Source organism: Hahella sp. HNIBRBA332 (assembly GCF_030719035.1).
GTDB lineage: Bacteria > Pseudomonadota > Gammaproteobacteria > Pseudomonadales > Oleiphilaceae > Hahella.
The window spans coordinates 3,748,368-3,775,354 of sequence record NZ_CP132203.1 but is presented as its reverse complement, the minus strand read 5'-3'; the positions used below and the strand labels follow the sequence as shown (position 1 = coordinate 3,775,354).

At 54.6% G+C, this 26,987-nt stretch carries 19 protein-coding genes; 16 read left to right on the top strand and 3 right to left on the bottom strand.

Translation table 11 applies throughout. The features are described 5' to 3' along the window. The first annotated feature begins 69 nt into the window (after positions 1-69). The 5 genes from O5O45_RS16690 (at position 70) to pbpC (ending at position 10,688) form a co-directional block, all read left to right on the top strand. The gene (locus O5O45_RS16690; RefSeq protein ID WP_305900519.1) at positions 70-1,839 is read left to right on the top strand and encodes a serine/threonine-protein kinase; all 1,770 of its coding nucleotides are present in this window, start codon (positions 70-72) and stop codon (positions 1,837-1,839) included. Further along, positions 1,833-2,606, top strand: coding sequence for a PP2C family protein-serine/threonine phosphatase (locus O5O45_RS16685; RefSeq protein ID WP_216738272.1), 774 nt, complete (start codon positions 1,833-1,835; stop codon positions 2,604-2,606). Before O5O45_RS16690 ends, O5O45_RS16685 begins: the two co-directional genes overlap by 7 nt. Before the next feature lie 81 nt (positions 2,607-2,687). Beyond that, the gene (locus tag O5O45_RS16680) at positions 2,688-3,041 is read left to right on the top strand and encodes an FHA domain-containing protein (protein ID WP_305900518.1); all 354 of its coding nucleotides are present in this window, start codon (positions 2,688-2,690) and stop codon (positions 3,039-3,041) included. 298 nt (positions 3,042-3,339) lie between these two features. Next, on the top strand, positions 3,340-8,298 hold the full coding sequence (locus tag O5O45_RS16675) for an alpha-2-macroglobulin family protein (RefSeq protein ID WP_305900517.1): 4,959 nt from the start codon (positions 3,340-3,342) through the stop codon (positions 8,296-8,298). After that, positions 8,295-10,688, top strand: coding sequence for a penicillin-binding protein 1C (pbpC, locus tag O5O45_RS16670; RefSeq protein WP_305900516.1), 2,394 nt, complete (start codon positions 8,295-8,297; stop codon positions 10,686-10,688). Before O5O45_RS16675 ends, pbpC begins: the two co-directional genes overlap by 4 nt. Before the next feature lie 55 nt (positions 10,689-10,743). Here pbpC and O5O45_RS16665 read toward each other — a convergent pair whose 3' ends face one another. Continuing rightward, positions 10,744-11,547 (bottom strand): hypothetical protein, encoded by an 804-nt coding sequence (locus O5O45_RS16665; protein ID WP_305900515.1) that lies wholly within the window; start codon positions 11,545-11,547, stop codon positions 10,744-10,746. 347 nt (positions 11,548-11,894) lie between these two features. Here O5O45_RS16665 and O5O45_RS16660 point away from each other — a divergent pair, with 347 nt between their 5' ends. Both O5O45_RS16660 and O5O45_RS16655 read left to right on the top strand, forming a co-directional pair. After that, positions 11,895-12,578: a hypothetical protein gene (locus tag O5O45_RS16660; RefSeq protein WP_305900514.1), complete on the top strand. Its 684-nt coding sequence runs from the start codon at positions 11,895-11,897 to the stop codon at positions 12,576-12,578. Between the two features lie 105 nt (positions 12,579-12,683). Then, entirely contained in the window at positions 12,684-13,262 is a 579-nt protein-coding gene (locus tag O5O45_RS16655) for an HD domain-containing protein (RefSeq protein ID WP_305900513.1), read from the top strand. A 76-nt stretch (positions 13,263-13,338) separates the two neighbouring features. On the opposite strand, the gene O5O45_RS16650 is transcribed toward O5O45_RS16655, so the two are convergent. After that, positions 13,339-13,641 (bottom strand): Dabb family protein, encoded by a 303-nt coding sequence (locus tag O5O45_RS16650; protein ID WP_305900512.1) that lies wholly within the window; start codon positions 13,639-13,641, stop codon positions 13,339-13,341. 156 nt (positions 13,642-13,797) lie between these two features. Between O5O45_RS16650 and O5O45_RS16645 the strand changes: the two genes are divergently transcribed. The 5 genes from O5O45_RS16645 to O5O45_RS16625 all read left to right on the top strand — a co-directional run bounded on the left by O5O45_RS16645 (position 13,798) and on the right by O5O45_RS16625 (position 19,798). Continuing rightward, a complete protein-coding gene (locus O5O45_RS16645; protein ID WP_305900511.1) occupies positions 13,798-14,784 on the top strand; it encodes an HlyD family secretion protein in 987 nt (328 codons plus the stop codon). Continuing rightward, positions 14,751-17,531 (top strand): ribosome-associated ATPase/putative transporter RbbA, encoded by a 2,781-nt coding sequence (rbbA, locus tag O5O45_RS16640; protein WP_371747852.1) that lies wholly within the window; start codon positions 14,751-14,753, stop codon positions 17,529-17,531. Before O5O45_RS16645 ends, rbbA begins: the two co-directional genes overlap by 34 nt. 1 nt (position 17,532) lies before the next feature. Then, on the top strand, positions 17,533-18,663 hold the full coding sequence (locus tag O5O45_RS16635) for an ABC transporter permease (protein WP_305900510.1): 1,131 nt from the start codon (positions 17,533-17,535) through the stop codon (positions 18,661-18,663). A gap of 30 nt (positions 18,664-18,693) precedes the next feature. Then, positions 18,694-19,173 carry a Cys-tRNA(Pro) deacylase gene (gene ybaK, locus O5O45_RS16630; protein ID WP_305900509.1) on the top strand — a complete coding sequence of 160 codons (480 nt, stop codon included), beginning with the start codon at positions 18,694-18,696 and terminating at the stop codon, positions 19,171-19,173. 85 nt (positions 19,174-19,258) lie between these two features. Next, the gene (locus tag O5O45_RS16625; protein ID WP_305900508.1) at positions 19,259-19,798 is read left to right on the top strand and encodes a hypothetical protein; all 540 of its coding nucleotides are present in this window, start codon (positions 19,259-19,261) and stop codon (positions 19,796-19,798) included. Here the strand turns inward: O5O45_RS16625 and O5O45_RS16620 are convergent. After that, the gene (locus O5O45_RS16620; protein ID WP_305900507.1) at positions 19,769-20,176 is read right to left on the bottom strand and encodes a hypothetical protein; all 408 of its coding nucleotides are present in this window, start codon (positions 20,174-20,176) and stop codon (positions 19,769-19,771) included. The two genes, O5O45_RS16625 and O5O45_RS16620, sit on opposite strands and share 30 nt — an antisense overlap. 386 nt (positions 20,177-20,562) lie before the next feature. Between O5O45_RS16620 and O5O45_RS16615 the strand changes: the two genes are divergently transcribed. The 4 genes from O5O45_RS16615 to O5O45_RS16600 all read left to right on the top strand — a co-directional run bounded on the left by O5O45_RS16615 (position 20,563) and on the right by O5O45_RS16600 (position 26,898). After that, positions 20,563-21,222 (top strand): macro domain-containing protein, encoded by a 660-nt coding sequence (locus tag O5O45_RS16615; protein ID WP_305900506.1) that lies wholly within the window; start codon positions 20,563-20,565, stop codon positions 21,220-21,222. A 222-nt stretch (positions 21,223-21,444) separates the two neighbouring features. Beyond that, positions 21,445-25,662: an RHS repeat-associated core domain-containing protein gene (locus O5O45_RS16610; RefSeq protein WP_305900505.1), complete on the top strand. Its 4,218-nt coding sequence runs from the start codon at positions 21,445-21,447 to the stop codon at positions 25,660-25,662. Beyond that, positions 25,659-26,174, top strand: a complete 516-nt coding sequence (locus O5O45_RS16605) for a hypothetical protein (protein ID WP_305900504.1) — start codon at positions 25,659-25,661, stop codon at positions 26,172-26,174. The genes O5O45_RS16610 and O5O45_RS16605 overlap by 4 nt, the downstream gene beginning before the upstream one ends. Before the next feature lie 448 nt (positions 26,175-26,622). After that, complete coding sequence (locus tag O5O45_RS16600) at positions 26,623-26,898, top strand: hypothetical protein (RefSeq protein WP_305900503.1); 276 nt, start codon at positions 26,623-26,625, stop codon at positions 26,896-26,898. Positions 26,899-26,987: the final 89 nt, after the last annotated feature.

The window sequence follows — 26,987 nt, the reverse complement described above, 5'->3', positions numbered from 1 at the left end:
AGTGTCCGTTAATCTCTGCATAATCGGCTGATCGCCTTTTTCATCAGAATTAAAGCAGGGATACTCAGCGTGGCGGAGAAGCGTCATTCGGTTTTTAACAATGTGCGCCGATTGCTGGCGCGCGCATACAGCTTACGTACAGTAGTCATTGCGGCTGCTTGTCTTATCGTGGTCGCGCCGCAACTGGCTCGTCATCTTCCTTCTCTGGATACCTGGTTATATAACGCCGCCTGGAGCGTCAACAAGAATACCCCTATCAAACCGGCCGACGATGTTCCCTTGGCGCAAAGGCTGATGCCGGGGTTGGCGCCGTCCCCCGTATTCTTTTTAGACCCCTATCTGGCTCCGGCGAAGTGGGACGCCGCCAGCCAAGTTGAAACCAATGCTTTCCGCGTAGCGCCGGGGCTGGAGACGCCGCCCTGGTTTTTCCTGGCGGAGAAAGCGCTCATTTTGATCTGCATGCTGTTGCTGGTGGCCGTACTGCCCAGAATGACTTGGTCGGCGGGTTTTTTTACTGTCGCTGTGTTTGTGGTTTCCCTCGCAGTTATCCAGATAGGCATGCAGGTAGCGCAATCAAGATGGCTGCCGCTGGGAGTAACGATCCAGTTTTTATTGGCGGGCTATCTGGTAATGGCGTTCTGGCTGAAGCAACAGAAACAGATCGAAGCGTTGCGGGAGGCGCGCCAGGATGTCAGTTTGCGCCTGGGTAAAATGCAGTTGAAACAAGGTATGTTGGAAGAGACGCTCACGACGCTGCGTCCGTGTCTGTCCAGAGAAGACGCCTGCGCCATTGTGTATGACGTGGCCGTGCAGCAGGAGAAAAAGCGTCAATATGACGCCGCCGCCAATACCTATTTGTCCATTGCCGCCGCCAACCCTAAATTCCGCGATGCGGCGGAACGGGCCAAGAAACTGGCGAAGTTCGAGACCATGCAGCAGGCGGGAGATACCGAGTGGGCGGCCACGCAAACCTTGGCCACACCGGAGGACATATCCCGTCCAGTGTTGGGGCGGTATGAAATCGTGCGGGAATTGGGGCGCGGCGCTATGGGCGTGGTGTACTTGGGGCGCGACCCTAAAATCTCGCGCCAAGTCGCCGTTAAAACGCTGAATTACAGGCAGTTCGACTCCCACCGCCTGGCTGATCTCAAAGCGCGTTTCTTCCGTGAGGCGGAAGCGGCGGGCAGGTTGGACCATCCCAATATCGTGACGGTTTATGATGTCGGCGAAGAGGCCGACCTCGCTTTCATCGCTATGGACTATATCCAGGGCAAGAGTCTCAACGCCTACGCCAAACCGGGCCGGTTGCTGCCTGTGGAAGTGGTATACATGTTGATGGCGAAAGTGGCGGAGGCTCTGGAGTACGCCCACCAGAAAAATATCGTGCACCGTGATATCAAACCCGCGAATATCATCTTCAACCCGGATAACCAACAGGTTAAAGTAACTGATTTCGGCATTGCGCGGATCTCCGACAAGTCGAAAACCCGCACGGGGCAAATGCTGGGCAGTCCGTTATATATGTCGCCGGAACAACTGAAAGGCGGCAAAGTGAACGGTGTCTCGGACATATTCAGCCTGGGTGTGACATTTTATCAGCTGCTGACCGGGGAGCCGCCTTTCAATGCGGACTCCCTGCCTGAACTGACTCAGCAGATTCTGAACAAAAAGCACCGTAGCGTCAGAGAGCTGAGGCCGGAGCTTCCCGCAAGCGCTGTTCGAATTACCAATAAGGCGTTGCAAAAGGACCCTGCCAAGCGATATGCCAATGCAGGCGAGATGGCGGAACAACTAAGGAGATGTTGCATGAACGAGTTTGGAAAAACCGCCTTATGCTGACATATAAAGTAAGTGGGCAGAGCCATGTGGGCTGTGTCCGTCGGGCGAATGAAGATTATATCGGCTGGCGCGTTTCCACTGATGGAAGGAGAGCGCTGGCGGTGTTGGCGGATGGCATGGGTGGTCACGCGGGGGGCGCCGAAGCCAGCCGCATTGCAGTTGAAGCCTTTATTGAGTGCGCCATCGATTTGATGTGGCGTAATGTCGAATTATCCGAATATCTGATCCGCGAGCGTTTACTGGATGCGGCGGAAGCGGCCAACGAGGCGGTGTGTGTCGAGCGCAGGCTGAATGAAGCTCTGTCCGGCATGGGAACCACTTTGGTGGCGGCGTTCTCTTATGATGGTGAGGCCTGTGTGGTTCACGCCGGGGACTCGCGCTGCTATTTAGTGTCGCAGTCCGGGGAATTGAGGCAGCTCACCCGGGACGATAGCGTGGTGCAGCAAATGCTGGATGACGGCTCCATTACGGAACAGGACGCCCCGCATGTGCCGTACCGTAATATGCTGACCAAAGCCCTGGGCTGCCAGGAAGACCTGCTATTCAGCTGCATCAATGTCAGTCTCAAGGAGGGAGAGCGCCTCCTGTTGTGCTCCGACGGCTTGTTCAACATGCTGCCTCAGGGCGTGATTGGCGAGCTGGCCAGCGGCGTGCGTCCGCAGGAAGAGCGCGTCGACAGTCTGATCGCGGCCACCTTGAACAAGGGCGCTGAAGATAACGTCTCCGTATTAATGGTCGAAGTGAGCGGTGTGGCCATCGACGCTTGATGTGATGCGCCGCAGAGAAAAGAAGTGATAAACAGGATTATGTTCAGCGGAAGGACCGCAAGAAGTGAGGTGAATGTGAGTATGCCCATGCTAGCGCAACTGATTGATGATGTGGTGGCGAATAAATTTCTTCTGGAGAAGCCGGAAATCGTGATCGGCAGGCATCCCAACTGCGATATCCAGATCAATGACATCGCCGTCAGCGGCAAACATGCGTTGATTGAAGTGGAGCAAAACCAATATATGGAAGGCGTGCTCGATGTCTTTATATCGGATAAAGGCAGCACCAACGGCACATTCGTCAATGACGAAAAAGTCAGCGGCAGACGCCGCCTGAACAACAATGATGTGGTCAGAGTGGCCTGGAACGCCTTCACCTTTATCGATGGCGCAGAAAGCACCTTGGAAAAAACCGCTTATACTTTGGACGATTGATTGTTCTGATAAGGTCCGGCCGCAGGGAGGCGGCTGGTCAAAGCCATGTACAGGTGGAACTACCTATCCTGGCGCTGAGCGGCTTGGCGCAAGCCCTGCAGGCTGAGCGTGTTGGCCCGTCGCAAGAATCCGCTTCCCTTATCGCCATTTTTCGCCATAATTCGCCCGCATAATTCCCTAAACCTTTGTTACGCTGATACTGATCGTCTGATATCAGGCGGTGGCAAAGTGCGGCGATATCCTTCAAAAAAACGCTTATCAAAAATCGCTACGACTAACCTCTTCTAAAGGACAGTGTATGAGAGAAGTTCTAACCCGCTGGGCGTGGGGCTTACTATTGGTGTTGATGGTCGGCTGCTCCGGCGAGTCCGGTAATGACGAGGGCGGTAAGACCGCGCAGTCGCAATCGGCCGCTGCTGAGAAAAGACCCGCCATGCCGACCCCGCAACCCGAAGCTAAAAAGCCGCCGGTTAAAGTGGACCGGGAAACGCTTAGGCAAGAATACGCGCAAACGCCGTTCAAAATTCTACGTATCGGCGAGCAACCCTGGGACGATGGTCCCGCACTCTCTGTCACCTTCTCTGCGCCTTTGGATCAGGATACGATGCTGGGTCGTTATCTGACTGTAGCGGATGAGCAGAATCAGCCTGTCGCTGGCGACTGGATTCTTAATCCTGTCGGCACAACGGCGTTCTTTCCTTTTGTCGAGCCGGAAAAGCGCTACACCGTCACCGTATCGCAAGGTTTGGCGGCCATTACCGGGCGCATGTTGGAAGAGGGCGCGAGTCAGGAGATCAGCACGCGTCGTTTGGATCCCAGCGTTCGGTTTATCAGTCGCGGCGCGCAGTTGTCGCCGGAATTGACCGATGGACTGGAAATCGAAGCGCTGAATATCGACGCGGTCGATATGGATATCTGGCGCATCAGCGACGATAAAATGACTGACTTCGTCAGCGGCTACCTTGGCCGTAGTTACTATGAGCTGGAGCAACTGCGCTCCTGGGGCGAGCTGGTGTACGGCGGCCGCTTCGATCTCAATATCGACGTGAATAAACGCAAACGTCGCTTGATCGATCTTTCTTCGGTCGAACCTCTCAAGCAACCGGGCATCTTTGTCGCCATTATGAAAGGCGCCGGGCATTATCCTTATGAGTATGTCACGACCTGGTTCACTGTCAGCGACATTGGACTGCAAGTGCGCACCTATCAAAATCAGATGCTGGCATGGGTGAACGGGCTGACTGACGCCAAGCCTCGCAGCGGCGTCAGCATTGAGTTGATCAATCAGCAAGGCAAAACGCTGAGAAACGCCAAAACTGACTCCGATGGCGTGGCGACTTTCGATGGCGCGGAATCCTCTGCGGTGCTGGCGATTGCGCGTACGGACAAGCAACTGGCGCTGGTGCGGTTGAATCAACCAGCGATGGATCTGACCGAGTTTAAACTGCCGAGTCGCAAGCAGAACCCGCTGGAGCTATTTTTGTATAGCCCGCGTGATCTCTATCGTCCTGGCGAGACCGTACACATCAACGCCTTGCTGCGCGACCATGACGGCCGCAAGGTGACCGCCATGCCGGTTCAGGCGGAGTTGACCCGTCCCGATGGACGCGTGCATACCTCGTTCACTTGGCAAGGGGATGGGCAGAGCTTCTATACCACCACGTTCTCCTTGCCAGAAAACACGCTGACCGGGGACTGGTTCTTCAAGGCCACTCTGGGCAATGGCGATTACTTCCTGTATCGCCTGCAAGTAGAAGACTTCCTGCCTGAGCGCATGCGTCTGGAAATCAAACCGGATGCGGACAACTACAGCACGACCGACACCATCAATCTGCAGCTGCAGGCGGAGTACCTCTGGGGAGCGCCTGCATCCGGCAACCGTGCGGAAACCACCTTACAGATTGCGCCGGCGCGTACTGTTTCCGAAACCTTTTCCGACTTTATCTTCGGCGAGGATAACGACGCGCTGAAAGAAACACTGTCCCTGCCGCCGGTGGAATTAGACGAGGAAGGACATTACTCCCTGGAACTTCCCAATCATTGGTCTGAAGCGTCCATGCCCGTGCGCGTGCGCGCTAATGTCAGCGTATTTGAGTCCGGCGGTCGTCCCGTCGCCCGGCAGTGGCAACAGTCTTTGTGGCCCAGTGCGAGCCTGGTCGGCGTGCGGCCTTTATGGGATGGCGACATCGCTGATCCTGAAACCAGTGCGGAGTTTGAGCTGATTCATATTAATCAGGCGGACGAGTTGCTGGGGATGGAATACCTGGACGCCACCCTGATTCGCGAAGATTCCGCCTATTATTGGCGTTGGAGTGATGACGGGTGGGATTACGAAACCACGGAGCGTAACCAGCCTGTCTACAACCGCGTGTTGAAAATCGAGTCGGGCCAACGTTTGACCGTATCCGTACCGGTAGAGTACGGCAATTATCGTCTGGAACTGCGCGACAAGCAGCAGAATCTGCTCAATGCCTATAAGTTCTTTGCAGGCTGGACCTGGGATGGCGAACGTGGCGGTAAAGGCCCTCGCCCGGAGCAGGTGGAGCTGCGTTGGGACAAGAACGCGTATCCGGGAGGCGATACCGCCAAGCTGACGCTGCAGGCGCCGTTTGATGGGCGCGCTATCGTCACTGTTGAAGCGAATGAGTTGTTGTGGCGTGGCGCTGTGGACGTAAAAGACGGCAAAGCGGAGATTAATGTGCCGGTGAAGGACATCTGGACGCGCCATGATATGTTCGCCACGGCGCTAGTGCTGCGCCCCGGAAAACAATCCGCCATGGAAATGCCGCGTCGCGCCTGGGGCATGCGTCATCTGCCTTTGGACCGCGAAGCCAGAAAAATGCAGATCGAGCTGAAAGCGCCAGAGCGCGTAGAGCCGGAGAGCAAGGTGGCGGTGCAGATTCAGGTGCAGCCCGGCGCAACCAAGCCCGAGTCAGTGGCCGTGACTCTTGCCGCGGTGGATACCGGCGTGCTTAGTCTGACCCGTTTCAAAACCCCGGATCCTTTCGCTTGGTTCTTCAGTCCGCGCAGTTACTCTGCGGAAATTCGCGATACCTATTCCAGCCTGATTGAAATGAGCAGCGCCGATCGCGCCAGACAACGTTTCGGCGGCGACGCGGATGAAATGTCCCGTGGCGGCGATGCGCCGGTCAGCGATGTGCAGATTGTCTCTCTCTATTCCGGCAAAGTGGCGCTGGATGCAGAAGGGAAGGGAACCATCGAACTGCAACTGCCTTACTTCAATGGCGAAGTGCGTTTGATGGCGGTGGCGTTTGACGACGCCCGCAGCGGCTCTGCGGAAAAAACGATGACCATCGCCGCGCCGATTGTGGCGGAAGTCAACTTGCCGCGCTTCCTGGCGTTCGGCGACAAAACGGAAGCGCTATGGGATCTGCAAAATCTGCTGCCGGATCAACGCAAACTAAGCGTTAAAGTCAGTGCTGACAGCCCTCTGGGCGGTGCGGAATCCGCTACGGAAGCGACCCTGGCGGGCAAAGGCCGCGAATGGGTGCGCTTGCCTTTGGAGGCGATGGATGCGGATGGTGTGGGCAAACTGTCATTGAGCGTCACCTCGACTGACGGTCTGGAGCCGGCGATCAACATTCAGCGCGAATGGAAGTTGGGCCTGCGTCCGCCTTATCCAGCGCAATTGAATGTGCAAAGCCATGTGTTGGAGTCCGGCGCAGCCATGTCGCTGACTGACCCATTGGTTGATGTGGCCCTAAGCTCGTCGCTGGAAACGCAACTGTCAGTCGGCCCTGTGCCGCCGCTGGATGCCAACGAATACATGAAGTACCTGATTCAATACCCCTATGGCTGTCTGGAGCAGACATCCAGCCGGGTATGGCCGTTATTGCTGGCGACGGAGCAGGATCTGTTCAAGTATGACCGCAGCAGCGGCAAGCAACTCGCTAAAGAGCGTGACCAGTGGGTTGAAAAAGGCCTGGGTCGTATTTCCGGCATGCAGCGCTATGACGGCAGCTTCGGATTGTGGGGCAACGACAGCGATGAGTATCACTGGTTGAGCGTATACGCCACGGACATGCTGCTGGCGGCGAAACAGCGCGGCTACAACGTAGATCAGGGGCTACTTGATAACGCGCTGGGTCGCCTGCGCACTTACTTGACCACACAAGGGCGTCTCAGCACGGAAAACAGCTACTACAGCGAAGCCCGCGATCATTATCATTTAGCGTATCGCGCCTACGCCGCGTTAGTGTTGGCGTCCGTGCAACAAGCCAAACTGGCGGACGTGCGCACCCTGTACGATAACTACAGCAAGTGGGCCAAGTCGCCTTTACCGTTGGCGCAACTGGCGCTGGCGCTGGAGAAGCTGGGTGACGCCCGACGCGCGCAGGAAGCCTGGTACAAGGCGCTGCATTGGGGTGAAATTGAACGCTACTATGCTGGCGATTATGGTTCACCGGTGCGCGATCTGGCCTGGACACTGTTGCTATCTCTGGATAGCGCTGTCGCCAAGCAACCCTGGGACTTGATCTATCCGTTGCGGGATGAACTGCGTGATCGACGCTGGTTGTCCACCCAGGAGCAAATGGCTCTGTATCGCCTGTCTCTCGCCTTGAACAGTAAAGCCGGCGCTAAATGGAAAGCCTCTCTGGCCTTAAATGGCGAAAGCGAAGTGCTGGAGCAGACGCAGCAATGGATTAACACCTGGAGTAAGGGCTCCTGGCCGGGTGATGCACAACTAAGCAACATGAACGACTTTCCGTTGTTCGTTACCTTCAAGGCGCAAGGTTATCCGACGCAGGCTCCGAAACAGACTTTTGACGGCATCGAAGTCGAGCGGGATTTCTTTGACTTGAACGGACAGCCTCTCAATGTGAAGAAGCTGGAAAGCGGCGATTTCGTATTGGTGATGCTGCAAGTGCGCACGCAAGGTCACCGCTATCTGCCTGATGCGTTGCTGGTGGATCTGTTGCCGGCGGGTCTGGAGCTGGATAATCAGAATCTGGCTAACGCCACGCGCTTCGATGAAGTAGTGGTGCGCAACAAGATGGTCAGGGATTGGGTGGCGGACACTAAAGTGTTGCATCAGGAGTTCCGCGACGACCGCTACGTGGCGGCGATTCCCCTGGACGCTTACGGCACGTCTGTGATCTTTTACTTGGCGCGGGCGGTGTCGCCGGGCGAATACGTGATTCCTCCCACGATTGTGGAAGACATGTATCGTCCGTACTACCGGGCGATCAGTAATACACCCGGCAAAGTGACCATCAAGGAGCGCTCCGCGCAATGATGAATGCGGCGCAGCCCCTGCGGAAAAGTGAAAGATCGCGACGCAAAAGCGCTCTTCAGCTGCTGCTGGCTCTGGGTTGCGCCCTATTGTTCTGGGTTGTCGTATTTGTCTCCGCCGACGCCTTGTTTCCCTTGCAGACGCCTCAGGAACAGGGGCGTCGCTTCGCCCAGGTGGTGGTGGACGCCAAGGGACAGCCGCTACGGGCGTTTCCAGATCAAGACGGCGTGTGGCGTTATCCTGTGACGCCGGAGCAGGTGTCGCCGCGTTACCTGCAGGCCTTGATGTCTTACGAAGACCGCTGGTTTTACTATCACCCTGGCGTTAATCCGCTGGCGTTGGTTCGCGCCTTTGGGCAGTGGATCTATCATCGTGAAACGGTGTCTGGCGGCTCTACGTTGACCATGCAGGTTGCGCGAGTCCTGCATCCGCATTCACGCACCTTGCCGGGCAAGTTATATCAAATGTTTCGGGCGCTGCAGTTGGAGGCGCATTTCAGCAAAGAGGAAATCCTCACGCTTTATCTCAACTACGCCCCATTCGGCGGTGCGGTGGAAGGGGTTCAGGCGGCGAGCTATACCTATCTTGGCAAACCCGCTGCGCAATTGACCCATGCCGAAGCGGCGCTATTGGCGGTGCTGCCGCAGCGGCCTTCCGCATTGCGACCGGACCGCTTTCCAGAGCGCGCGCGGCAGGCTCGCGACAAGGTTATCCAGCGTATGCGTACATTCGAGTTATGGACGCAGCAGGAAACCCGCGAAGCATTGCAGGAGCCGGTGAGCGCGTTTTTTAATCCCCATCCCATGCTGGCGCCCTTATTGGCGCGGCGACTCAGTCAGGCGTTTCCAGAGCAGGCGCTGATTCAAACTAATATCGACAGTTCGCAACAGACGGCTGCGCAAGGGCTGGTGGCGGATTATATCCGCCAGTTCCCGGAGCAGACTTCCGCGGCGGTATTGGTGGTGGATAACGCGACACTGGCGGTGCGCGCGTATGTGGGAACCGCGGAGTTTGGGTCTGAGGAAAGAGCAGGGCATGTGGACATGGTCCAGGCGGTGCGCTCTCCCGGCAGCACGCTGAAACCGTTTTTATATGGTATGGCCATTGATGAGGGGCTGATTCACTCTGAATCGTTGTTGACGGACGCGCCTCTTGCGTTCGCAGGCTATCGTCCTTTGAACTTCGATACAGGATTTTCCGGTCCTGTCGGCGTCAGCGATGCTTTGCGTCGCTCGCTGAATGTTCCAGCTGTTCAGGTGCTGGACGCCCTGGGACCGGAGTTGTTTTACGCAAGACTGGCCAACGCGGGAACGCCTTTGCGTTTGCCGGCGGGCGCGCGTCCAAATTTGTCATTGGCGTTAGGCGGCTCGGGCGCCACCTTGGAAGAGCTTGCTGGCGCTTATGCTGCATTGGGGCGACAAGGGATGGCGGGGCGTCTGCGGCTGCAGCCCGATGATCCTGTGGTGGAGCGTCGATTGCTCTCCACTGGCGCAGCCTGGATTATTCAGAATGCGTTGCGCATGCCGTTGGAGCGCAGCAACAGCCTGTACCGGCAAAGCCGGGCCTGGATGCCGAAGATCGCCTACAAAACCGGCACCAGCTTTGGATTTCGCGACGCCTGGGCGCTGGCTTCCACCGAGGATGTGACGGTGGCCGTATGGGTGGGCAGACCTGATGGCACTGCATTGCCCCACAACACAGGGCGTTTCTCGGCGGTGCCTTTACTTGATCGGCTGCTGCATCTAATGCCAGTGGAGTCGTTGCAACCTTCTCCTCAGCCCGCGAACGTGCGACAAGCGCCGATTTGTTGGCCGCTGGGAACTCAACAACAATTGCAGTCAGCCAACGCCTGTCAGCAGGTTCATCATGCCTGGTTATTGGATGAGGCCGCGCCGCCGACGCTGCGGGACCCATTTCAATCCCTCGGGGAATCGCTGTCTGTTGCGGTGAGCCTGGATGCGTCAGGGCTTTACCGAATAACGCCTCACTGCACTGAACCGAAAGTGTCGCAAACGCAAGTAACGCTTTGGCCTGCATCTCTGGAGCCATGGCTGCCCAGGCGTCGGCAAAGGGGTAACCTGCTGCCGCCGATACATCCGGCCTGTGGCGCGGAAGCAGACCAACCAATCGGCGTCCTGGCGATGGAGGGCATTCGCCCCGGCTCCACCTTAACGCCCCTTCCCGGCGAAGGCGCGCTGCCGGAAGTCAAGTTAAAAGCGGATGGCGCACAGGGAGAAAACCACTGGTTTCTGGATGGAGTATGGCTTGGTTCAGTGGAGTCCGGTCAGGAGTGGACGCTGGCCTCGTTAAGTAACGGCCCGCATGTCGTATCTGTGATGGATCAGGCGGGTAAGACGGCGCGGGTGGCGTTTAGAGTGGCTGGGGTTAGGTAGTTTAAGATTGGAATCGATCCGCCCGATCATGCACGCTGCTCGGGCGGTAGCAGGGTTATTTTATGTCAGATAAGTTGGCGTCTTCGAGCTGCTTCCAGGTTAAAAAATAGCTTGGGTTTCCGTTAACGCCCAAGTACACGCCAGCTCCAGAGCTATCGTATTTGAGCGTCAAAACCGTATTTTTGTCCCCAGTGATTCGGAATACGCCTTCATAAGGGTAGTCGGCGTCCTCGTTTGTCTCGACATTGGTGGTGGACTGCACTTTAACAGAAGTATTTGACAACATTGAGCCGCTTAAGGTCATGCTAAATGAGGAGGATGTTTTCAAGCTGTTGTCAGTCGCCAGAATATTGATACCTGTTACGGCCAACTGCTTGCTGGTTCCGATCAAGTTAAGATTTAACTGACCTGACAGGTGCATATCCAGCAGCTTCTGATAGTACTCGCCTTGCATTTCGATCATCCCATTTATGGCGAGTTTACCATCTATGGAGCAGTTCTTTGGCGTTAACTTCCCTGTGACATCTTTTTTGCCCGTAGTGCTATTGAGGGTTGATTTGACGCTGCTGGTAACGCTGCCGGAGCGAGGGCAGGACTCAGTATCTGACTCACCATCACCCTCTTCGTCGCCGGAATAGAAGGTAATATTCTCCAGTTTCACTACAAGGTTGGCTAACTGCACAGCATTGCTTTCAGTGATGGCTAATGACTTGGTCGTCGAACTGTCGCCATTAGGGTTTGAAAAGCGAACTGGATCGTTTCCGCTTTCGCCTCCTCCTCCGCATGCGGATAAAAGTAAAACGCTTGAGGTCAGCAGTGTGGCTGGACCAAAACGGTGTAGTGAGAAGTTGCTTAGCATTTACTGTAATACTCCTGTGTAAAACCATCCCTTGAGGAAACTGACCTCTGAACACGTACAAATACGTTGAATGCACGAAAGAAGGCGTCTGATATCCGAGCGGGCGTAAGAATTGAGCTTAACAGCGTTAAGCCGGGAGCGGCATTCTAGTTAGTTTTTGATTAGTAGGAAATATTTTTATATTGAGTCCTGAGGTAGGAGGTCTTTGTCGTCGCTTTTTCTGTATGATGTGCGAATCATTCAATATTAATAAAGCTCAGCGCGGAACGGGCTTGAATGCTATATCGTTCCTCGCTCCAGATATTAAAGCGTTTATGAAAACTGCAAAAACGATTCGGGGCGTCGCTATGGCGCTCGCTTTAATTTCCTCTTTGGCGGCGGCGGAAGACAATATGGTTTCTTGCGAAAGCGACGCCATTAAATGGTTTACCAGCAAGAACTATGAAGCCGGCGATCTGACTTTCTATGATGGCGTTTGGTATCGATCTCGTATGCGCCATTCAGGAATGCAGCCAGGGATCGGGTTTACCTGGGAGAAATTGGACTTGCCCCCTTGTGAAGCCATCCTGGAAGCCAGTGATGGAGAGTCCGCCAACAAGCAGGAACCAAGTCATCCGACGACCCCTTCTGAAAACACAGGTCCTATCGATGCGCAAGCGGCCGTTGCGGACGTAGAGGCGCGTGTCGAAGCTGATGGCGGGATAGAGGGCGGCGCAGCGACAGTAACTGAGACGTCGGCGGTCGAGCAGCCTGTGGAAGCGCAAGTGGAAGATGTCGGTTCAGATGACTGGCGTGAAAAAGAAAGTCTGATTTCGCAGATAAAAAACCTGTTGAGCCCCGAGCCTGAATCCGATGGCCTTAAATGTGCGGACATCAAGCCCTGGAGTTTTGCGCAGTCCTACTATGTATCCGACTTGGTGAGCTACAAGGGGCAATATTACTCGGCCATTCGTAATTCCAATGGCGGCTACCCGGATACCATGCAGACGCCGCCATCCTGGAAACCGATTGAGCTGGACTGCGGCGACTAGACTGTTCATTCAACAGACCAACAGCGTGCATCTATTTACCTGCAACGATAGGATCTGCGCAGCCGCTGACACTTGAAGTATTTACAGCAAATAAGGAGAAGATGAATGCTGCAATCCGACATTCATGGAATATTGGAATTTTTAAGAGGGGCGGAGCAGCTTAAGAACGTCATCCGTTCCGCCTGGACTTCTGCGGGCCGTAACGAAAGCACTGCAGAGCATACTTGGCGCCTCTGTCTGATGGCGATGGTGTTTGAAAAGGCGCTGCCGGAGCTGGATTTCGCCAAGCTGTTGAAAATATGTCTTATTCACGACCTGGGAGAGGCCATCAGCGGCGACATTCCCGCGACGGAGCAGTCTCCGGATGTCGACAAGTCCATTCAGGAGCGCAAGGATTTGCAGCAGTTGCTGACGCCGTTGCCCAAAGACCTGCAGCAGGAAATTCTGGCGTTGTGGGACGACTATGATCAAGTGCAGTCCATTGAAGCTAAAGTCGCCAAGGCCCTGGACAAGATGGAAACTATCCTTCAGCACAACCAGGGTAAAAACCCTCAGGATTTCGATTACGCGTTCAATCTGGAATACGGCAAAAAGTACGCGGATATAGACCCATTTATTCAGCAATTACGGGAAATTGTCGACCAGGAAACGCTGGAGAAAGCGCAAGGCTCACGGCAAGGGTAGGCTGAGTAATGTTGTAACCACAGTCCCGAGACGAACGCCAGGAAATCCCCAGGTTGGTCTCGGGCCCTGCCGCTGGTTATTCCGTCACTTCGTAATCAAACACCATGACATCGGCGATGGTTGGAACGAAGATCTCTTTGAACGCTTCATGCTTGGGGTGAGGAAGATACGCGTCGCGGTCCGCAATCGTAGCGAAGGACAGGTTGAAGCAATGCTCCAGACCTTTGGTTAGCCCCTCTGAACTATTGTTAGGGCCGTATTCAAAAGCGGCGACTTCGTCCATTTCCTCCGCCATTTTGGCGAAACGCTCGATCATTTCCGCTACATCGGCCTGAGATAGGCTGTCTTTAAACTTCACGAATACAAAATGTCTGATCATGTCCAAGTCTCCGGGATGGCGGACAGACGCCGCCGTTCTTAAGTTTCTGATAACTAAGCGCCTTTGCGAATCGGATTTGACGCTCGTCAGCGTCATCGCGATCATTTTTCTTTATTGTTCCTTTCGTTTTCGAATTTGTACGAGGGAGGAGGAGAAATGAACAGCGAGTCGCAAAAAAAATGGATCAGGTTTCTGGCCCCGGCGCTATTGCTGGCGGCTGCCGGATTCGCCTACATGGCCTACCAGCCGGACAGTCTACCGGACTCCATCGCCAGGGGAAATGGGCGTCTGGAGGCGCAAGAGATTGATGTCGCCACCAAGCTGCCGGGGCGGGTGGAGGAAGTCCTGGTGGAAGAGGGGGATATGGTGAAAGCCGGCCAAGTCCTGGCGCGCATCAATGTGGACGATCTGCAGGCGGAGTTGCGTCAGGCCCAGGCGACGCTGCGACAGGTTCAGGAATCCGCCAAGTATGCGGAAGCGGTGGTGGATCAATATGAAAGTGAGTTGAGCTTTGCGGAAAAGGAGCTGAATCGGTCTACTCAGTTGAGTCAAAAAGGACATATTTCCACAGAGAAGTTAGATCTGGACAAGACTTCCAAGCTGCGGGCGGAAGCCGCGTTGAAAGCCGCCCGCATCAAGGTAGTGGAAGCCCAGGCGGCGATTGAAGCCGCGCAGGCGGCCATTGAACGCCTGCACGCCAATATTGCCGAGTCCGAGCTGAAAGCCCCCATCGACGCCCGGGTTCTGTATCGGTTGGCGGAGCCGGGAGAGGTGTTGGGCTCCGGCGGCAAAGTCTTGGCGTTGTTGGACCTGACCGATGTTTATATGACGATTTTCCTCCCGACCTATCAAGCCGGTGTGTTGTCAGTGGGCGCCGATGCCCGGGTGGTGGTAGACGCCTTGCCGGACTTGCGCATTCCCGCCAGGGTTTCTTATGTGGCGCCGCGGGCGCAATTCACGCCCAAGCAGGTGGAGACGCAGACGGAGCGAGAGAAACTGATGTTCCGGGTAAAAGTGAAAATCGATCCTGATCTGCTGAAAGCCCACCAGGAGAAAGTCAAAACCGGGGTCACTGGCGTAGCTTATGTGAAACTGGAGGACGCTGCTGAGTGGCCGGAAGATCTGCAAGTGAGGCTGCAGTGAGCCCGGCGGCGCCGGTCATCGAAATCAATGGGCTCGAACATCGATACGGCGACCTTCTCGCGCTTCAAACACTGAGCCTGAATATTCCCGCTGGCGTCATCGCCGGGATCATTGGTCCCGATGGCGTCGGTAAGTCCAGTCTGCTGAATCTGATATCTGGCGCCGCACGCATTCAGTGCGGTTCAGTGAACGTATTGGGCGGCGACATCGGCGACGATAACGTGCGTGATGAATTGTCCCCCCGCATCGCTTATATGCCGCAGGGGCTGGGGAAAAACCTGTATTTTTCTCTCTCGGTATTCGAGAACGTGGACTTCTTTGGCCGTCTTTTTGGTCTGGACAAGAGGGAGCGCCATCAGCGCATCAATACCTTGCTGCGCAGTACGGGACTGAGTCGGTTTCGCGAACGTCCGGCGGGTAAGCTGTCCGGCGGTATGAAGCAGAAGCTGGGGCTGTGCTGCGCCTTGATCCATGATCCTGACTTGTTGATTCTGGATGAGCCGACAACCGGCGTGGACCCACTGTCCCGTCGCCAGTTCTGGCGCTTGATAGACGAGCTTCGCGGCGACGCTGGTCGCATGAGCGTGCTGGTGTCCACGGCTTACATGGATGAAGCGGAGCGCTTTGACTGGCTGGTGGCGATGGATAAGGGCCGCATCCTGGCGACGGGAACGCCGAAGGAATTGAAGGCGCGAACTGGCGCGGGAAATCTTGACGAGGCGTTCATCCGCCTGCTGCCGGAAGAGAGCCGCAAGGGGCATCGACAATTGACGATTTCACCCTGGCGGGAGCGCTCGTCAGTTCCGGCCATTGAAGCTGAGGCGCTGGTGAAACGTTTTGGCGCGTTCACGGCGGTGGATCAGGTGAGTTTCAGTATCCGCCAGGGAGAAATTTTCGGCTTTATCGGCTCTAACGGCTGCGGTAAAACCACCACGATGAAGATGCTGACCGGGCTGTCTCCGCCGACTTCAGGCGTGGTGCGGCTGTTCGGCGCCGAAATGGCGCCGAATGATCTGACGGCGAAGAGAAATGTGGGCTATATGTCGCAGTCGTTTTCGCTCTACGCCGAATTGACCGTGCGCCAAAACCTGATGCTGCACGCGCGCATATTTGGACTGGACGCCCGCCAGTCGGAAACGCGAACTCAGGAACTGTTGAGCGGATTTGATCTGCAGGCCTATGAAAATGAATTTGCGGAATCTCTGCCCCTGGGGATTCGGCAGCGTCTTTCGCTGGCGGTGGCGGTGGTCCATAAGCCAAAAATTCTTATTCTGGATGAACCCACCTCCGGGGTCGATCCGGTGGCGAGGGATCGATTCTGGGAGCATCTTATTCAGCTTTCCCGTCAGGATGGGGTGACCATATTTATTTCCACCCACTTCATGAACGAAGGCGAGCGTTGTGATCGAGTGTCGCTGATGCACGCCGGTAAAGTCCTGGCCTGCGACAGTCCGCAAAACATTGTGGCGCAGCGGCAAGCAGAGAGTTTTGAAGAGGCGTTCGTCAGCTGTCTGAGTGAAGCCGCCAGTGAGACGCAGGACGCTGATAACAACGGCGGCGATGAACCGGCTGCGGTGGAGACGCCGGCCTCTGAGCGTTCCAAACAGCCCATTACGCATGGCTTCAATATGCGCCGTATGTTGGCGTATGCGCATCGGGAATCGCTGGAGTTCTTGCGGGACCCTATTCGCCTGACTTTTGCGCTGTTGGGCTCGGTTATCCTGATGTTCGTGTTGGGATATGGCGTCAGTCTGGACGTAGAGGATCTGGCGTTCGCCGTCTACGATCAGGATCAAACGCCGGAAAGTCGCGACTACGTTCAGTATATGGCTGGATCGCGCTATTTTATTCAGCAGCCGCCAGCGTCCACCTATGAGGATGTGGATCGTCGCATGCGCAGCGGCGAACTCAGTTTTGTGGTGGAAATCCCGTCAGGATACGGGCGTGATCTGCGCCGGGGAAGGGCGACAGGCGTGGCGGTATGGCTGGATGGAGCCATGCCTTTCCGGGGCGAGACGATCAAGGGGTACTTGTCCGCCGCCCACTACGCTTACCTTGGCGATCTCGCCATACGTTCACTGGGTTCGGCGCCCGCGTTGTCTCCGGTCAATCTGGAAATGCGTTACCGCTATAATCAGGATTTCCGCAGCATCTACGCCATGGTCCCCGCGGTGATTCCCATGTTGCTGATCTTCATCCCTGCCATCTTGATGGCGCTGGCGGTGGTGCGGGAGAAGGAGTTGGGCTCCATCGTCAACCTCTATGTCACGCCGGTGACGCGGCTGGAGTTTCTGCTGGGCAAGCAGGCGCCTTATATTCTCGTCAGCATGATTAGCTTTCTGTTGTTGGTGGCGCAGTCGGTATTTTTCTTCGATGTGCCCATCAAAGGCAGCTTCGCCGCGTTAAGCGTCGCAGCCCTTTTGTATGTCACCGCGACGACAGGGTTGGGATTGCTGGTGTCATCATTCACCCGGACCCAAATTGCCGCATTAGCGGGGACCGCGTTGGCTACACTGGTTCCCGCAGTGCAGTTTTCCGGTATGACGGATCCGGTGTCCTCCCTGGAAGGGTCCGGGGCCTGGATCGGCAGCCTGTATCCGACCACCTATTTTCTGATTATCAGTCGGGGCACATTCACCAAGGCGTTGGAGTTTGCGGATCTGTACCGTTACTTCCTGATTCTCGCCGCCTTTATTCCGATGATTACCGTGCTGTCGGTATTAACTCTGAAAAAGCAGGGGCGTTGATATGAGCACCAGACTGGCCAATATTCGCCGCCTGGGAGTGAAAGAGATTCGCAGTTTTTTGCATGACCGCGCACTGCTGATTTTTGTCCTGGCGGCCTTTACGATCATTGTGTATAGCGCCGCAACAGCGGCTTCCCGGGAATTGCACAACGCGCCGATCGCCATCGTGGATGAAGATCAGAGCCAACTGTCCTTACGCGTAGCCAATGCCTTTTATCCTCCGCATTTCAAAGACCCGGACCTGATCTCCTATGCGGAAGTGGACTCAGGGATGGATGAAGGTCGCTACACTTTCGTGGTGGTCATTCCATCCGGTTTTCAGAAGGATGTGATGGCGGGGGCAAGCGCGGATGTGCAGGTGAATATCGATGCTACCGCCATGACGCAGGCGTTTATCGGCGCCACCTATATTCGCAGTATCGTGACGGTGGAGGTGAATGAGTTTGTCAGCGGACGCCGTGACGACGCGGCGTTGCCGATAGAGCAGAATGTGCGCGTCATGTTTAACCCCAATCTGACGGGATATTGGTTCGGTGGCGTGATGGAGATCATCTCTCAGATCACACTGCTGTCGATTATCCTCACTGGCGCAGCATTGATCCGTGAGAAAGAGCACGGCACCCTGGAGCATCTGTTGGTGATGCCGCTGTCGCCGCTGGAAATCATGGCGGCCAAGGTGTGGTCCAATGGTTTGGTTGTTCTGCTGGGGGCGGCCATGTCGCTGTATGTGGTGATTCAGGGCGTATTGGATGTGCCGATTGCAGGATCGATTCCATTATTTCTGATTGGCGTGGCCCTGCATCTGTTCTCCACGACTTCCATGGGAATCTTCCTCGGTACGGTGGCGCGCTCCATGCCGCAATTGGGGCTGCTGATTATCCTGGTGATACTGCCTATGCAGCTGTTGTCCGGCGGCATTACGCCGAGGGAAAGCATGCCGGATATCGTGCAGTACATCATGCTGGCGGCGCCGACCACGCACTTCGTCAGTTTTGCGCAGGCGATTATCTATCGCGGCGCCGGGTTCTCCGCGGTATGGCCTCAATTTCTCGCCATCACGGCGATTGGTCTGGTCCTGTTTCTGGCGGCGCTTGGACGATTCCGGAAAATGGTGGAAACTACTCAGTCTTAAACCACTTACGATGCAGTAAAAGGAAGTCCGATGACGCCAGCGATCAATCAGGCCAAGAAAGCCAAGGTAACCTATCAAGTCCATGAATACGCGCACGATCCGCGCTCTGAATCCTATGGAGAGGAAGCTGCACAGGCGATGGGAGTATCTGCAGAGCGTGTATTCAAGACGCTGCTGGTGTCATTGACCGGCGGCGCGCAAAAGCTCGCCGTGGGAATAGTGCCGGTTTCCGGCAAACTGGACCTGAAAGCCGTTGCGAAAGCGCTCGGCGCCAAAAAAGCGGAAATGGCGGACCCAAAGGAAGCGGAGCGCGCCACCGGATACATTGTCGGCGGCATCAGCCCTCTGGGACAGAAAAAGCGCCTCCCCACCGTCCTTGACGACACATCTCTCAATTACGCCACCATCTTCGTCAGTGCAGGAAAGCGAGGTCTGGAAATAGAACTTGCTCCTCAGGACTTGCTATCGCTCACTGGCGGCGTCGCTGCGGCGATTGGCGTTTCAGACTGATTGGAATATGAAACAGAAGTTGACGCCTTGGCGTGAAGCTTGATGGCATCGATGGGAGCCGGATTAGGTTTCTGAGGAAGAGTACATGTATCGAAAGACAATGCCAAAATGTGAAGTAAAGGGGTCTCTAGACCCAGTGATATTTAGTCATATGGGCATAGAAGATCTTATTCCGGCGAAGTGCGCTAAGTGTGAATATTTTTTGGAAGGAGAGTGTCTAAGGGCGGAGGAACAAGTTGATGGTTACTTGCCATTGGATTATGGCGCCTGTCGAGTTAATGGGAGCTGCATACCGGTGCAGATTGAGAACAGTCGCTTTTATATCCCGGAAAAATGTGTTGGCTGCTCTTCTCTGGCGGGAGATACTCAGGTTGGGTATCAGTGCCTGCAGGATAAGGATATCTGGAAAAAAGGAAAGCCTTTGGATTGGGGGGAATGGACACCAAGTTTGCCTAATATAGGTTACGCAGGTCTCAACATTGATGAGTCTGTGCTGGAGGCCGTGAAAAACGGTGCTGAGGCTTTCGTCATAAAACGCCTCCGAATATTAAACAATAATTTAACCATCAAATTTTGCAGGCAGGCTTATGCCGGCCTACGTTGTATGATGGAGAAGTTTGGCTAAGAAGCTACTGTTTTTATGCTGATGCTCTTCTCGCAAAGCCTGTAGTCGCAACCACTCTTTATAGTCCATATCTTCTTCCTGCACAGGAAGGCTTTTTATATACCCTATGGCGGCGTCAGTCCCTTTGTTTTTATAAATATTGTTGATGGTTTCCGCTCTATATTTACGTTGTTTGAAGTAGTGTTCAGTCGGGGTGGCGCGTAAAGGGATTTTTATTCTTGGAAGCAAGGATAGGAAACTACCATACTCGCTAAACATATCGGCTGTTTCCTGGCATTCCAGCTCCTCTTCCTTCAACCTTCGAATCGCCATAGTTAAGATGTAAAACTCAGAATAGTCAGCGTTTTTTTCGATAAGCTGCTCCAGTTGCTGAAGCATATAGCTCTCTGGGTATGGCGTGGCGAGGGCAAGCCAGGAGGCCCACGCCAGACTGCGGCTGCCCCTAGTTGTTATATCTTCGAAAAGTTTGGCGTCCATGGCGCAGATACAGTGATAGCAGGTATAGAAGAACTCCAAAGGCAAACATCTCACTTGTGGATATTCAGGTATAAACTTCTGATACCCCCTGGCTCTTATAAGCTGCTTATTTAATAGACTTTTTATGTTTGGGAGCTGACCGCCTCGGAAATGTGATGCGCCATATGTAAAATGATGAGAGTCAATATAGTGCTCGGAGTAGGACATGGGCTTCAGGCTTGATCATTGTAGCAATGCATTGAGTGCAGCATTTTAAAGATCTTTCGTTAAGGGAGACAAACAAAAATATGTTCAAGTCGATGATTGCCTCCATCACCGGGAAACGACCGCAAGTGGTGAAACCATTTGGTGATAATAAGGATCAGAAAGCGGTGGCGTTTCATTTGTGTGGATACGATGAAATGACGGCGAGGGCATTGGCTGCTGCGTTTTCTGATATTGGTCAGGTTGAGGTGGCGCAGGGCGACATCCTGCGTTTGAAGTGCTATGCGTTGGTCAGTCCCAGCAACGGTTTTGGTGAAATGAGCGGCGGTCTAGATAAAGCGATAGACGACTTTTATGACAGCCAGGCGCAAACAAAAGCCTGTGCGGCGATTCGTCAGGAATACCTCGGTGAGCTGCCCGTCGGCGCTGGGTTGGCGTTGGATATGCGCACGCAGCAATTTCCGGTGCTGATCCTGGCCCCGACAATGAGAATTCCCGGTAACGTCAGCGCTACACTCAACGCCTATCTGGCCATGCGCGGCTTGTTACTGACGCTTGCCCGATACAATGCGAAGTCGGATAACAAAATCAGGCATATCGCCATACCCAGCCTTTGCACTGGCGTGGGAGGCATGGACGCAGTCGAGTCAGCGACGCAAATGCGAGCAGCGTTCGACAATGTGGTTTTGAGAGGTTGGGAGAACGTCAGGCATCCGGCTATGGCGCCTTTTGCAAATCGTTGATTGATATTGAGAATGTCACGTTATATAGCTCTTGAATTTTATTGAGACTGGGTCGCATAAGTCTTCATGATAGTTGTCCGTTACTCCCTCTGTATTAGGTGATGTGGATGATTCATGCGTGCATCTTTGAAACGTAGAATGTGGCTATTTATTGTCCGCGCAAAATTCATCGCCATATTTTCTACATGGCTGGGAATGGCGTAATACTAGGGATGTTTTCAAATGTTTTCCTCTCGCTCGTATGAGTTCAAGCACTGGACTGACATTACCATTGCTGACCTGCCGTTTGTTGAATCACCTTTCTTCGCCTCCAGCTATGCCGAGCGCTGTTTGAATGCCGAAGCAAAAGTCGGTGATGTCGTTAATCATCTAAAGGGCAGTCACTTTCGTTCATCGTTTGGCGCGTTTCCCGGCCGAGGTTCGCGGCATCTGCGTAAGTGGAAAGAAGACTTTGTTAAAGGGCTGGAACGAGGCGAAATCCTGCTGGTATTTACCGACAAGAGAAAGCCGTTTTGCTCCGTCGTGAGCGAGAGCGAGGACGGCCTCAAACCCAATGTGTCCGAACTGACTTTGGCCGTGCGTCTGATCAATCGCGCCAACCCTGCGCCACCGCCTCCGCCGGCGATTACCGGGGAAGTCATGGACGTCACTGCGCTTAATGGCAACCCAGGTTGGGAAAGCAAACCCAGAGAATCCACCAGTCACCAGACTCCGCCCAAGACCTATTCCGCCCCTCCCGCCCAGGCGGCTCCCGCAGCCTCGGAAAGCGCCGTGGACGAGCAGGCGCAAGCACAGGCTCTCAAGAACACCGCCAAAGATGAACTGCCTTTCTGCGAGGAGTGCGAAAAGTCCGGCGGAGCTGGCTCCGCGTCACCATCGAGCGACAGCAGCGTTAGCGAAAAATCCGGCAGTAACGATAATGGCGCGACCACGCCGGATAACAAAAAGGTCTGCACCAGCGGGGAACCCATCAGCATGGTCACCGGCGAGGAATTGCTGGATCTGACCGACTTTACCGTCGCGGGTCCTCTGCCAATCATCTGGAAACGCACCTACAAGTCCTCCAATCCCCATCAGCGCGGTTTGGGCGTGGGCTGGACCCACCTGCTGTGTCAGCAGCTGGAGGAGCAGGAAGGGCGTTTGGTCTTCACCACGGACGAAGGCCGCTACATTGATTTTCCTTTGGCGGAGCCGGGCCAGACCGTCCGCAACGCTGCGGAGCACCTGGAGCTGCGCCGAATCGACGAGACCCATTACGTACTGAAGCAGCGCGGCGAGCCCGCCCGTTTGTTCGTGGGCGCCAGCGGCGTTTACCGTCTGGAAGGACTGCTGGATGGCGTCGGCAATGGCGTGCGCATTCAATACTGGCAGGACCTGGACGGCCACGAGCGGCCGGTCACCCTTATTCAGACCAGCTGGGGCAAACGCCTGTACGTGCTGCATAACGCCCAGGGACTGATCTGCGAGATCCAGTCGCTGCGCGCGGACGGCGATGTGGACACCCTGGCCAAATACGAATACGACGACGCCCAGGATCTGGTGCAGGTGCGGGACCCCGCCGGCGCTGGCGAATCCTACGCCTATCGTAATCACGTCATCACCCGCCGCACCCTGAAGACCGGTTTCAGCTTCTATTTCGAATGGAGCCGCTACGACAAAGCCGCCCGCTGTGTGCGTCAGTGGGGCGACCAGGGCGTCTATGACTACCGCTTCGAATGGGACCCGGCCAACAAGACTTCTCACGCCATTGACAGCAACGGCGGCAGAACCACCTTCCACTATGACGATCGCGGCCAGATCGTTAAAGAAATCGATCCAGAAGGCGGGATCACCCGACGCGCGTACGACAACGCGGGCAATCTGGTGGAGCAGACCGATCCCAACGGTCACAGCACCCACTACGCCTACAATGACAACGGCCAGTTAACCGCCCTGATCGACGCCAACGGCGGCCATTACAAGATCGACTACAACGACGACGGCATGCCGGTGACGATCACCAACGCTCTCGGCCATGTCTGGCGTCGCGAGTATAACGAGCAAGGTCTGCTGGCCCGCATTACCGACCCGGAAGGCGCGCAGACCCAGTACGAATACAACGCCCAGGGCCTGCCGCAAAAAATCATCGACGCCCTGGGACACACCCGGGAACTGCAGTGGAACCGGGAAGGTCAACTGGTTAGCGAAACGGAAAACCAGCACACCACCCGTTACGCGTACAACGCACAGGGGCTGGTCCGCGCCGCCACCGATCATCAGGGACAAACGACGGCGTATCAGTACGACCGCAACGGCAACGTCACCGAAGTCAAACGCCCGGACGGCTCCGTCCTCAAAATGCGTTATAACGCCAACGACCAGCTGACGCACTTTATCGACGCCGCCGGCCGTTGCACCGAATACGTATATGACGGCCTGGCCCAGGTGCGCAAACGCATCGACCCGGCTGGCCAGACCTTTGAGTACCTGTACGATAAAGAACGCAACCTGATCGGCCTGATCAACGAAAAGGGCGAGCGCTATGAACTGGCCTATGACCGCAACGAACGTCTGATTCAGGAAATCGGCTTCGACGGCCGAGTGCAGCAATATCAGTATGACCCGGCGGGCCATCTGAAGGCGCATATTGAAGGCGTGCACGAAGACGAACGCATCCGCGCACAGCACACCACGCTGTTCAAACGCGACCCCATGGGCCGCCTGCGCGAAAAGCACAGCCCGGACGGCGACATCAGTCGCTTCGCCTACAACGCCAACGGTCAATTGACGCAGGCCAGCAACCCTTATCGCACCCTTGAGTTCGCCTATACACCCACAGGGCGTTTAGCGGAGGAAATTCAGGACGGGCAGCGTCTGCGCCACGAATACAACCCGCTCGGCGCCCGCATCAAGTCATTGCTGCCGGACGGCGGCGTCCTTGGCTTCGGCTATGACCGCCACGGCCTGTTCACCCAAGCCAGTTTCAATGGCGACGTCCTGGCCAGCATTGAACGGGACGAGGACGGACGCGAACTGCGCCGTCGCCAGGGGGCGGCGGAATCCCGCTACGAATACGACGTCATGGGACGCCTGATCCGTCACCGGGTCAGTCATCGCCAAAGCAAAGCGCGCATTATCGAACGCAGCTATGGCTATGACGCCTGCGGCAATCTGGCGCTCATCGATGACCTGAGAAAGGGGACCACCCATTACCGTTACGACGCCCTCGATCGCCTGAAAACAGTCGAAGGCTATTGCAATGAAGAATTCGCCTTCGACCCGGCGGGCAACATTCTCGACGGCCAGAATCAGGCCAAGGGCAATCGCCTGAACTTCCACGGCGACCGCCACTTCGAATACGACGCAGCCGGCAACCTGATCCGCGAGAAACGCGGCAAAGGCGGCAAGCTGGAGACCCGTTACCAGTACAACAAACAGAACCAGCTGATCGCCATCGAAAAAGACGGGCAAAAGACGGAGTACCAATACGACGCCCTCGGACGCCGCATCGCCAAACAGGACGCCTTCGGCAAGACCGAGTTCCTGTGGAACGGCGACGTGCTGCTCTCGGAACAGCGCAACAATCTGCACAAAGTCTACGTCTACGAACCCAACAGCTTCCGTCCGCTGGCGTTCATCCAGGACAAGCAGGTCTATCACTACCATCTGGACCACCTGGGCACGCCACAGGAAATGACCAATGCGGAAGGCGAAGTCGTCTGGTCCGCCCGCTACAAAGCCTACGGCAACCTGGCGCTGCAAGACGTCGAAGAAGTGCAGAACCCCCTGCGCTTCCAGGGTCAATACTACGACGAAGAAACCGGCCTGCATTACAACAGGCACCGTTATTATGACCCCAGCGCCGCACGGTTTATCAACCAGGACCCTGTCGGACTGTTGGGGGGAGATAATAACTATCAGTATGCGCCGAATCCGACGGGGTGGGTGGATCCGTATGGGTTGACTGCCAAACCTGGGGATTGTCCTAAGGCTGAAGCAGTGCAAACTACGGCAGAGAGTAGTCTGTCTGGGGGGCCGTGTGCAGATGTCGAAATTTTTTATAGAGCTGTTTGTGATAAAGAGTGGGAAAGAATGCAGAAAGAAAATAATATTGTTCCCAGAGGTGTAGACTACTTTGTCACCCAAGATAAAAGCTATCCTTTATATTTGATGTATAAAAGTAAACCCAAAACACAGAAAAAATACGACCATCTTATTAGATTGGAAGTGCCAGCTGGCACGAGAAGTCTGTTGGAAGAACATGGCGCTCGTGCTCCCAACCAACCTGAATTAAGTAAATTTTCCAGTTTGCCGGAATTTACTAATGCATTATCTGAAAAAGAAAAATACATTCACTTGAAAAGCGAGAGAGGGAGCTTGAATTATGGCCTGAGCCCAGAAACAAAAGAATTGTTTAAACCGATTAAAATGACAAAAATAGACTCCAAGAAAAAAACATGAACAAACTCGAATTTAAGAATCAGATTGCCAGCTGCTCTTTCGATGATCTAAGAGACATCTCTTCACCTCCACAGGAAGTAATTTCTTCTCTTATTGAAAGTGCCATTCACGACAGGAATTGGAGTCTAATTGCTAAACTCTTTTATTTTTGCAGAGAGAGCCCAAAACAAATTTATATGAAATATTTCTGCGATATTTTGGATAATTATAAAGAGGAGTTTCATCCTGAAGCGGTTGTTGACCTGATTTCCGATCTTGTCGAGGAGCCAATAAATGACGAATTCTTGGCGCTGGCGACAACTTCTCTTTTGAATTATATTCCATATGAATTAAATGGAGACTTTAATTTTAACATAAATATAAAATGTATTGACTGCCTGCACTGGATAGCAACGCTTGACAGACCGGCAGGAAAGATAGCAAAAGAAGGGTTGATTTCTGCGAAAAATATTAAAAATAGAATTATAAGGGAAGAGATTTGCGATGCGTTAAGTATGCTTGATGAAATGTAGAAAAATATCTTCCGTATAAACAGAGTGAATATTTCCGCCTTATCCAGCACTTCCTTTTTAAAAAAGAAAGAGGCGGTATTAATGAAAGCAGAGGCTCTATGTCAGTCCCGTTACAGGTCCCCTTGGGCGTCTTAGCCACCCCTCGAAGTGGGTCGATAGCTGTGAGAGAGCCAGGGCGCGTCGGAATCCTGCTACGACTATGGTTCCTTGGGACGCCGCATCGCCAAACAGGACGCCTTCGGCAAGACCGAGTTCCTGTGGAGCGGTGACGTGCTGCTCTCAGAACAGCGCAACAATCTACACAAAGTCTACGTCTACGAACCCAACAGCTTCCGTCCGCTGGCGTTCATCCAGGACAGAGTTCCAGCAACGCTCCAAAGGACAATTTAGAAATTCTACAGAGGCATCTGCTGCATGGAAGCTTTTTCTAGCCAGAGACTTTGATAAAATGGCTGAGCTTCTCGATTTAAGTAGCCCAAATAATGGCGCAGTATTCTGGTCAGGGAATTACCTTAAAGCAGAAGAGTTTGCGTTAAATTTGAGAGAAAGTATTCCTGGAGAAACCACTTTGGAGATGACTCCTGGAGGAAATATATTTAATAATTGGAAATATCTGGATGAGTGCTTCATCTACGAAGACTGGGGTCAGGAAAACCAACAGACGGAAGGCGGTTATGGTTCGCGATATCAGAGGATTATGCTGAGCGTGCTTCAGGACATGTAAATGTAGTCCAAGCTTATGAAGGAGCTATATGGAAAGAATGCGAGGAGCCCGCTTTAAATAAAAACCCTAAGATCACAGATATAAAAAAA